The organism is Streptomyces sp. (assembly GCF_036566765.1).
Classification (GTDB): Bacteria; Actinomycetota; Actinomycetes; order Streptomycetales; family Streptomycetaceae; genus Streptomyces.
Genome location: NZ_DATCVQ010000424.1, coordinates 1 through 8,058 on the forward strand (window position 1 = coordinate 1; position 8,058 = coordinate 8,058).

General features: G+C 72.6%; 9 protein-coding genes. 2 read left to right on the forward strand and 7 right to left on the reverse strand.

Features of this window, described 5'->3' with window-relative positions:
- Nucleotides 1–151: 151 nt before the first annotated feature.
- A complete protein-coding gene (locus tag VIU94_RS25115) occupies nucleotides 152–1,372 on the reverse strand; it encodes an acetyl-CoA C-acetyltransferase (protein ID WP_331914370.1) in 1,221 nt (406 codons plus the stop codon).
- Between the two features lie 195 nt (nucleotides 1,373–1,567).
- The gene (locus tag VIU94_RS25120) at nucleotides 1,568–2,578 is read right to left on the reverse strand and encodes an SGNH/GDSL hydrolase family protein (RefSeq protein WP_414721011.1); all 1,011 of its coding nucleotides are present in this window, start codon (nucleotides 2,576–2,578) and stop codon (nucleotides 1,568–1,570) included.
- A gap of 119 nt (nucleotides 2,579–2,697) precedes the next feature.
- Here VIU94_RS25120 and VIU94_RS25125 point away from each other — a divergent pair, with 119 nt between their 5' ends.
- Nucleotides 2,698–4,083, forward strand: coding sequence for a cystathionine beta-synthase (locus VIU94_RS25125; RefSeq protein ID WP_331914374.1), 1,386 nt, complete (start codon nucleotides 2,698–2,700; stop codon nucleotides 4,081–4,083).
- A gap of 363 nt (nucleotides 4,084–4,446) precedes the next feature.
- Here the strand turns inward: VIU94_RS25125 and VIU94_RS25130 are convergent, their stop codons facing one another.
- Nucleotides 4,447–4,896 (reverse strand): hypothetical protein, encoded by a 450-nt coding sequence (locus VIU94_RS25130; protein ID WP_331914376.1) that lies wholly within the window; start codon nucleotides 4,894–4,896, stop codon nucleotides 4,447–4,449.
- 148 nt (nucleotides 4,897–5,044) lie between these two features.
- Between VIU94_RS25130 and VIU94_RS25135 the strand changes: the two genes are divergently transcribed.
- The gene (locus VIU94_RS25135; protein WP_331914378.1) at nucleotides 5,045–5,890 is read left to right on the forward strand and encodes a MurR/RpiR family transcriptional regulator; all 846 of its coding nucleotides are present in this window, start codon (nucleotides 5,045–5,047) and stop codon (nucleotides 5,888–5,890) included.
- A gap of 16 nt (nucleotides 5,891–5,906) precedes the next feature.
- Here VIU94_RS25135 and VIU94_RS25140 read toward each other — a convergent pair whose 3' ends face one another.
- From VIU94_RS25140 to VIU94_RS25155, 4 genes are all read right to left on the reverse strand, one after another.
- Nucleotides 5,907–6,278 (reverse strand): hypothetical protein, encoded by a 372-nt coding sequence (locus tag VIU94_RS25140; protein WP_331914380.1) that lies wholly within the window; start codon nucleotides 6,276–6,278, stop codon nucleotides 5,907–5,909.
- A 61-nt stretch (nucleotides 6,279–6,339) separates the two neighbouring features.
- On the reverse strand, nucleotides 6,340–6,774 hold the full coding sequence (locus VIU94_RS25145) for a roadblock/LC7 domain-containing protein (RefSeq protein ID WP_331914382.1): 435 nt from the start codon (nucleotides 6,772–6,774) through the stop codon (nucleotides 6,340–6,342).
- Nucleotides 6,774–7,532 (reverse strand): transcriptional regulator, encoded by a 759-nt coding sequence (locus VIU94_RS25150; RefSeq protein ID WP_331914384.1) that lies wholly within the window; start codon nucleotides 7,530–7,532, stop codon nucleotides 6,774–6,776. Before VIU94_RS25150 ends, VIU94_RS25145 begins: the two co-directional genes overlap by 1 nt.
- Nucleotides 7,529–7,951: a hypothetical protein gene (locus VIU94_RS25155; RefSeq protein ID WP_331914386.1), complete on the reverse strand. Its 423-nt coding sequence runs from the start codon at nucleotides 7,949–7,951 to the stop codon at nucleotides 7,529–7,531. The genes VIU94_RS25150 and VIU94_RS25155 overlap by 4 nt, the downstream gene beginning before the upstream one ends.
- Nucleotides 7,952–8,058 lie beyond the last annotated feature (107 nt).

Below are 8,058 nucleotides of genomic sequence, written 5' to 3' on the forward strand. Positions count from 1 at the left end.
CGTAACTGCTGTGACCTGGGAAAACGACTCTCCCCCGGGACATAGGTCACATCCTGGGGGAGATTCGGTCACGGCTCGGACGCGGGGCGGTTAGCGAAGCCGCGTCAGGACAGGCGTGCCAAGGCTCAGCGCCATGGCTCAACGCCATGGCTCAGCTGAGGCGCTCGATCACCATGGCCATGCCCTGGCCGCCGCCGACGCACATGGTCTCCAGGCCGAACTGCTTGTCGTGGAACTGGAGGCTGTTGATCAGCGTGCCGGTGATCCGGGCGCCGGTCATGCCGAAGGGGTGGCCGACGGCGATCGCGCCGCCGTTGACGTTCAGCTTGTCGAGCGGGATGCCCAGGTCCTGGTACGAGGGGATCACCTGGGCCGCGAAGGCCTCGTTGATCTCGAACAGGTCGATGTCGTCGACGGTCAGGCCGGCGCGGCCCAGGGCCTGCTTGGACGCCTCGACCGGGCCGAGGCCCATGATCTCGGGGGAGAGGCCGGAGACGCCGGTGGAGACGATCCGGGCGAGCGGGGTCAGGCCGAGCTCGCGGGCCTTCGTGTCGGACATGATCACGAGGGCGGCGGCGCCGTCGTTGAGCGGGCAGCAGTTGGCGGCGGTGACCAGGCCGTCGGGGCGGAAGACCGGCTTCAGGCCCTCGACGCCCTCCAGGGTGACGCCCGCGCGGGGGCCGTCGTCCGTGCTGACGACGGTGCCGTCCGGGGTGGTCACCGGGGTGATCTCGCGCGCCCAGAAGCCGTTCTTGATGGCCTGCTCGGCGAGGTTCTGGGACCGGACGCCGAACTCGTCGAGCTCCCGGCGGCTGATGCCCTTCATGCGGGCCAGGTTCTCCGCGGTCTGGCCCATGGCGATGTACGCGTCCGGGACGAGGCCGTCCTCGCGCGGGTCGTGCCAGGTGGCGCCCTCGGAGGCGGCGACGGCCGCAGTGCGGGCCTCGGCCTCGGCGAAGAGCGGGTTGTGCGTGTCCGGCAGGGAGTCGGAGTTGCCCTTCACGAAGCGGGACACCATCTCGACGCCGGCGGAGATGAAGACGTCGCCCTCGCCGGCCTTGATGGCGTGCAGCGCCATGCGGGAGGTCTGCAGGGAGGACGAGCAGTAGCGGGTGATCGTGCAGCCGGGGAGGTGGTCCATCCCCATCTGGACGGCGACGATCCGGCCCAGGTTGTTGCCCTGCTCGCCGCCGGGCAGGCCGCAGCCGAGCATCAGGTCGTCGATGTCGCGCGGGTCGAGCTCGGGAACCTTGGCGAGGGCGGCCTGGATGATGGTCGCGGTCAGGTCGTCCGGCCGCACATCCTTCAGGGAGCCCTTGAAGGCCCGGCCGATCGGGGAGCGGGCGGTCGAGACGATGACGGCTTCGGGCATCACGGCTCCAGGAGGGTGTGGCGACGTCGAGGGACTGAAAGGGAAGTTACCTGTACGTACGGCACGGGTCACCGCCCATGCGGTGTGACGCGGACCTCTTTTCTAAGCGCCCGCTCAGCCGAATTTGTTCCCACCAACGACAGTGCACCCCCCGCTGGGGGCATGCCCCCAGCGGGGCCGGGCGTTCGGCGGGGCCTACGGAGCCGGGGTGTCCGTTGGGGTTGGGGTTTCTGTCGGGGTGGGGACTCTGCGGCGGCGGCGGTGTTTCAGCAAGGCCCAGGGGGCCCGCGCGCCCGTGACCTCCGTGCCCGCCTCCGCCGCCGCTTCCGCCGCCGCCTTCGCCACCGGCAGCATGCCCTCGCGGCGGTCCACCTCCAGGCGTTCCTCCTCCGGCCAGACGCCCAGCGCCGCGCAGACCGTCGGGAGGATCGCCATCGCCGCCGTCGCGTAGCCCTCCGCCGAGGGGTGGAAGTTGTCCACGCCGAACATCTCCCGCGGGTTCGCCGCGAACTCCGGGCCCAGCAGGTCGCCCAGCGACACCGTCCGCCCGCCCTGCTCCACCGCCACGATCGTCTGCGCCGCCGCCAGCTGCCGCGACGCCCGCCGCGCCAGCCAGCGCAGCGGCTGGTACACCGGCTCGATCGTGCCCAGGTCCGGGCAGGTGCCGACCACTGCCTCCGCGCCCGCCGTCCGCAGCCGGCGCACCGCCGCCGCCAGGTGCCGCACCGACTCCGTCGGCGACATCCGGTGCGTCACGTCGTTCGCGCCGATCATGATCACGCACACGTCCGGCACCCCCGCCCCCGAGCCCGGCGTCGCGAGCAGCAGCGACACCTGCCGCTCCAGGTCGTCCGAGCGTGCCCCCGGCAGCGCCACGTTCCGCAGGTCCACCGGCCGCTCCGCCACCGCCGCGAGCCCCGACGCCAGCAGCGCCCCCGGCGTCTGGCCCACCCGGCGCACCCCCTGCCCCGCGGCCGTCGAATCACCCAGAAGGGCCAGCCGCAGCGGCTCCTCCCCGGCCGGCAGGGACGGCTCGAACGACCGTCCGTACCGGCCGTCCGCCGTCGGGGCGAGCGGCGCCACACCCCCGCCCACCGACCGCTTCGCCAGCTGCACCTCCGCCAGCAACACCCCGACCGCGGCCACGCCCAGCAGCCCGATCCCGCCTCCGCCGTACGCCGCGCCCGCCGCGATCCGCCGCGCCACCCTCGCCCTGGACATCCGGGCAGCCACCTCCTTCAAGCCGTTCAGGGAGTAACTGCCCCGTAACCTGCTCCGACTACGCATACGCTGGCTGCATCACTACGGAGACCCCGGAGATAACGGTGCAATTCCACGACTCGATGATCAGCCTCGTCGGCAATACCCCGCTGGTGAAGCTCAACAGCGTCACAGAGGGCCTTCAGGCGACCGTCCTGGCCAAGGTCGAGTACTTCAACCCGGGCGGCTCGGTCAAGGACCGCATCGCCCTGCGCATGATCGAGGCGGCCGAGGCGAGCGGCGAGCTCAAGCCCGGCGGCACGATCGTCGAGCCCACGTCCGGCAACACCGGCGTCGGCCTCGCCATCGTGGCCCAGCAGAAGGGCTACAAGTGCATCTTCGTCTGCCCGGACAAGGTGTCCACGGACAAGATCAACGTGCTGCGCGCGTACGGCGCCGAGGTCGTGGTCTGCCCGACCGCCGTCGACCCCGAGCACCCCGACTCGTACTACAACGTCTCGGACCGCCTCGTCCGTGAGACCCCAGGGGCCTGGAAGCCGGACCAGTACTCGAACCCGAACAACCCCCGTTCGCACTACGAGACCACCGGTCCCGAGCTCTGGGAGCAGACGGACGGGAAGATCACCCACTTCGTCGCGGGCGTCGGCACCGGCGGCACCATCTCCGGCACCGGCAACTACCTCAAGGAGATCTCCGGCGGGAAGGTCCGCATCGTCGGCGCCGACCCCGAGGGCTCCGTGTACTCCGGCGGCTCCGGCCGGCCGTATCTGGTCGAGGGCGTCGGCGAGGACTTCTGGCCCACCGCCTACGACCCGACCGTCACGGACGAGATCGTCGCCGTGTCCGACAAGGACTCCTTCCAGATGACCCGCCGCCTCGCCAAGGAGGAGGGCCTGCTGGTCGGCGGCTCCTGCGGCATGGCGGTCGTCGCGGCGCTGCGCGTCGCCGAGGGCCTCGGCCCGGACGACGTCGTGGTCGTGTTGCTGCCGGACTCCGGCCGCGGCTACCTGTCGAAGATCTTCAACGACGAGTGGATGGCCGACTACGGCTTCCTGGAGGACACCTCCTCCGCCACCGTCGCCGACGTGCTCCGGCACAAGTCGGGCGGCATGCCCTCGCTCGTCCACATGCACCCGGACGAGACCGTCGGCCAGGCCATCGAGGTGCTGCGCGAGTACGGCGTCTCGCAGATGCCGATCGTGAAGCCGGGCGCCGGCCACCCCGACGTGATGGCCGCCGAGGTCATCGGCTCGGTCGTGGAGCGCGAGCTGCTCGACCACCTGTTCACCCAGAAGGCCTCCCTGGAGGACGCCCTGGAGCAGCACATGAGCTCGCCGCTGCCGCAGGTCGGCTCGGGCGAGCCGGTCGCCGACCTGATGTCCGTCCTCGGCGACGCGGACGCGGCGATCGTGCTGGTCGAGGGCAAGCCCACCGGCGTGGTGAGCCGCCAGGACCTGCTGGCCTTCCTGGCCAAGGACGGCGCGAAGTAGGTTCCGCGCACCTTCCGCGCAGATCCCGGGACGACGCCCCGCGCAGATCCCGGGACGACGCCCCGCGCAGATCGCCGGACGACGCCCCGGGGCAGCTCCCGGGGCGTCAGAAGGTCCGCTGCGGGCTGCGGTTCGTGCAAACGGTACGGGCATGACACGTAGCCGCAGCACCCGCTTAACACGCGTCCGGCACATTGGTCGTTGTCGGCGTCAAGGACTACGGAGCGGCTCCCGGACCTCCTCGCGACGCCGCGGACGCGGAGACCGGCCCTGACCCGGGCCCGTGTCCCCCGCGGGGACCGCCGTCGTCCCGCCCCCCAGTGATGGGGGTGCGGCGGTCCCCGCGTCAATCTCCTCGCGCGCTCACTTCTCCCAGTCGGAGTCCCCGTCGGCGCGGTCGCGCGCCCGGTTCCGGCCGAAGCCGATGCCGCGGAACGCGTGCACCGCGTTCACGCCCACGATCCCCAGCCACGTGACGATCAGGCCCTCCAGCTCCGCCTGGTGCGCGGCGATCGCGGAGAGCGGGACGGCCAGGATCAGCGTGATGATCGCGAAGCCGAAGCGCTCGCCGAAGCCCTCCGCCCCGGAGCCCACGCCCTCCCCACGGGCCGCAGGTCGGCCGCCCCGGGCCACGACCATCCGGCTCTCGGCCAGCTGCCGCCGCACCTGGCGGTCGATCGTCGCGTCAAGGCGCTGCTCGACCTTCCCGAGGAAGGACTCGATCAGCGCGGACTCGTACTCCGTCCCGAGCTCGCGGCGGGCCTGGAGGGTGGCGTCGAGCTCGGTCCTGAGCTCCTGATCACGGGCGTCCATGCCGCCCACGGTACGGAGCGGACAGCCCCGTCACACTGGGGATAGCCCCCGTCTTGCCCTTGCTGCATATCCTCATGCAGAGTTCTGGATGAGTGAATAATCGAACGTGGCACGAAGTCGGACGTGAGACGAAGGGGGACGGCGCGGCATGAGCGACAGCCCGGCCGGACGGCTGCAGGCGCTCTTCGAGGGGCATCGGCTGACGCCGACGCAGCGGCGGATCGCGCACTGCATGGTGCGCCGCGCCGCCGACGTGCCCTTCCTGTCCAGCGTCGAGCTGGCCGAGCTCGCCGGCGTCAGCCAGCCGTCCGTCACCCGCTTCGCCGTCGCCCTCGGCTTCGACGGCTATCCGGCGCTCCGCCGGCACCTGCGCGAGGTCGCACCGCCCGAGCAGACCAGGGCCGCGGACAAGGGCAGCGAGCACAACGAGTACCAGCAGGCCGTCCTCGCAGAGATCGAGAACCTGCGCCACCTCGCCGAGCTGCTCGCCGACCCCGCCCCCGTGGAGCGGGCCGGCCGGCTGCTCGCCGCCTCCCGGCCGCTGCCCGTGCTCGGGCTGCGCGCCGCCTCCTCGCAGGCCCGGGGCTTCGCGTACTTCGCGGGCAAGGTCCACCCGGACGTACGGCTGCTCGACGAGGGCGGCTCGATGCTCACCGACCGGATCGACGCGGCGGCCCGCGCCGGCGCCACCGCCCTGCTCTGCTTCGCGCTGCCCCGCCACCCCCGGGAGGTCGTCGAGGCCCTGGAGTACGCCCGGGGCGCCGGCCTGACCGTGGTGACGGTCGCCGAGTCGGCTTTCGCCCCGGTCGCCGCGCACAGCGACCTGCTGCTCCCCGCCGCCGTCGGCACCGGTCTCGCCTTCGACACGGCCTGCGCGCCGATGCTGCTCGGCCGGGTGCTCCTGGAGGCGATGGCGGACGAGCTGCCGGACGCGCAGGCCCGACTGGAGGAGTTCGACGCGAAGGCGGCCGCCCGCGGGCTGTTCGTCGACTAGCGCCGCGTACGAACCGTCACACCTCCAGCCCGGCCTCGACCGCCTTCAGTTGGTGGCGGGCCATCGCCAGGTTCGCCCGGCCCTTGTCGAGGGCGAGGTACAGGAACAGGCCGTTCGTGCCGCGCTTCTTGAGCAGCCGGATCAGGTGGTACTGGCCGCCGAGGGTGATCAGGATGTCCTCGATGTCGTCCTTGAGACCGAGCATCTCCATCGCCCGGACCTTGGCCCGGACCACGTCCGTGTTGCCGGCCGCGGCCACGTTGAGGTCGAGTTCCTTGCTGCCGCCGATCGTGCCCAGAGCCATGCCGCTGGTGTAGTCGACGAGGGCCGCGCCGATGGCGCCCTCGATCGAGGCGGCTTCCTTGAGGGAGGTCTCGGTGTTCGCCATGGGTGTCACACTTCCTTTTCGGTGAGATGTGGGGGGCCTGTCAGATGTAGTGCTCTGTCGGTCAGTTCGGGTCTCTGCGTTCCAGCGCCGCGTCCACGAGCTCCCCTATCCGCGCGCTGGACCGCCGCGCCTCCAGATGGAGCCGGCCCACGTTGATCCGGGGCTCGGCGAGCAAGGTCAGCACGGCGGCGCCGCCCGCCGCGTACGTCGCGACGTAGCCGTGCTCGCCGCGCACCAGCAGTTCGCGGAAGGCGCCCTGGCCGGTGGAGTCGGTGAGCCGCTGCCCGACGCCGAGGGCCGCCGCGGTCAGCGCGGCGACGCTCTCCGCCTCGCCGTCGACGGTGTCATGGGCGAGCACCAGGCCGTCGGCGCTGGCGGCGAGCGCCCCGGTCAGCTGGGGCAGCCGGGCGCGCAGCCGTCTGAGCTCGCCGAGCACCTCGGCTTCTGCGGTCATCAGCTGTCTCCTCTCGGCGCGCAGGCGCAGGGCACGCCTCATCACAGACTTGCCTCCAGGGCGTCACGGAGCCGGCGCAGCAGGGCGATGTCGGGGTCGGTGGTGACCTCGCCGACCCAGGAGGGCAGCGGGGGCGGTTCGGCGGGCACGGGGTCGAGCGGGGTCGCGACGAGGCCGGCGGCGGCGAGCCGCCGGACGTCGAGCAGGGTGTGGAAGGCCGGGCGGCCGAGCAGCCGGGCCAGGTCCGCCGGGGTGCGGACGCCGTCGGCGGCGGCCAGCAGGGCGCGCTGCCGCCGGCCCACGGTCCGGCCGGGCTCGGCGGGGCGGGGGAGTACCGGGCCGGCGTCGACGGCCGGGTACGGCCAGACGCTGTCGAGCAGTTCGCGGCGGCGCACGGTCTCGCGCTCGACGGCGGCGGCGGAGACCGGCCGCACCGAGCCGAACCAGTGCCCGACCCCGTACCGGAAGCGGGTCGGCCCGCTCGCCGGGGCGAGCGCGAAGAAGGCCGCGTCGAAGACCGCGCCGAGGTGGCAGATCTCCAGCTCCCCGCCGCCGAGCCGGCCGCTGGCGACCAGGAACCGGCCGACCTCGCGGCGCGCCCCGGCCCGGTTCACGGCCTCGTCCCAGCCGTCGCGCGGCAGCCGGCCGCCGGCCGTGAGCAGCACGTCCAGGCCGGGCGCGGCCGGGCTCTCCGCGTGCACGACCCGCCCGTCGACGAGGTAGAGCGTGCCCTGGTCGCGCAGCAGCGCGCCGGTGGCCCGCTCGGCGGCGAGCCGGACCAGCATCGGGGAGACGGTCATCCGAGGACCAGCCGTTCCGCGAGGTCGCGCAGCCGGAGCCGGGCGAGGGCCAGGTTGCCGTCGGTGCGGTCCAGCCACAGGTGCAGGAAGACGCTGCTGTCGAAGGCGGTCTCGACGAACCGGAGCACGTGGTACCCGGTGCGGGTGGTGACGATCAGGTCCTCGACCGGCGGGCCCTTGGGCGCTTCGGCGCCTGGGTCCGCGCCGTCTGCGGCTAAGGAGTCGCCGGCCGCGAAGGACTCGTACTCCGCGGCCGCGCGGGCGAGTTCGGCGGTCTCGGCGGCCGTGGTCTCGTGGTCGCCGACCGGCGAATCGCCGGCGGTTCCCAGCGCGAGCCCGCTGGTCCAGTCGACCAGGGACGCCCCGCGTGCGCCTGGCAAGGCCATCGCCTCGAGCAGGCACTCGTCTATTCCGGGCACGCGGGTTCCCCTCCCGATACGGCGTGCGGACGTACGGCAGTGACGGCGACGTTACTCAACGTGCCGAGCCGTGGGGGGAGTTCTGGCATTTTCCATCGGAACATGCC

Coding starts and splice junctions, on each gene's coding strand:
- VIU94_RS25115 (WP_331914370.1), bottom strand. CDS start 1,372: ATGCCCGAAGCCGTCATCGTCTCGACCGCCCGCTCCCCGATCGGCCGG.
- VIU94_RS25130 (WP_331914376.1), bottom strand. CDS start 4,896: ATGGACGCCCGTGATCAGGAGCTCAGGACCGAGCTCGACGCCACCCTC.
- VIU94_RS25135 (WP_331914378.1), top strand. CDS start 5,045: ATGAGCGACAGCCCGGCCGGACGGCTGCAGGCGCTCTTCGAGGGGCAT.
- VIU94_RS25140 (WP_331914380.1), bottom strand. CDS start 6,278: ATGGCGAACACCGAGACCTCCCTCAAGGAAGCCGCCTCGATCGAGGGC.
- VIU94_RS25145 (WP_331914382.1), bottom strand. CDS start 6,774: ATGAGGCGTGCCCTGCGCCTGCGCGCCGAGAGGAGACAGCTGATGACC.
- VIU94_RS25150 (WP_331914384.1), bottom strand. CDS start 7,532: ATGACCGTCTCCCCGATGCTGGTCCGGCTCGCCGCCGAGCGGGCCACC.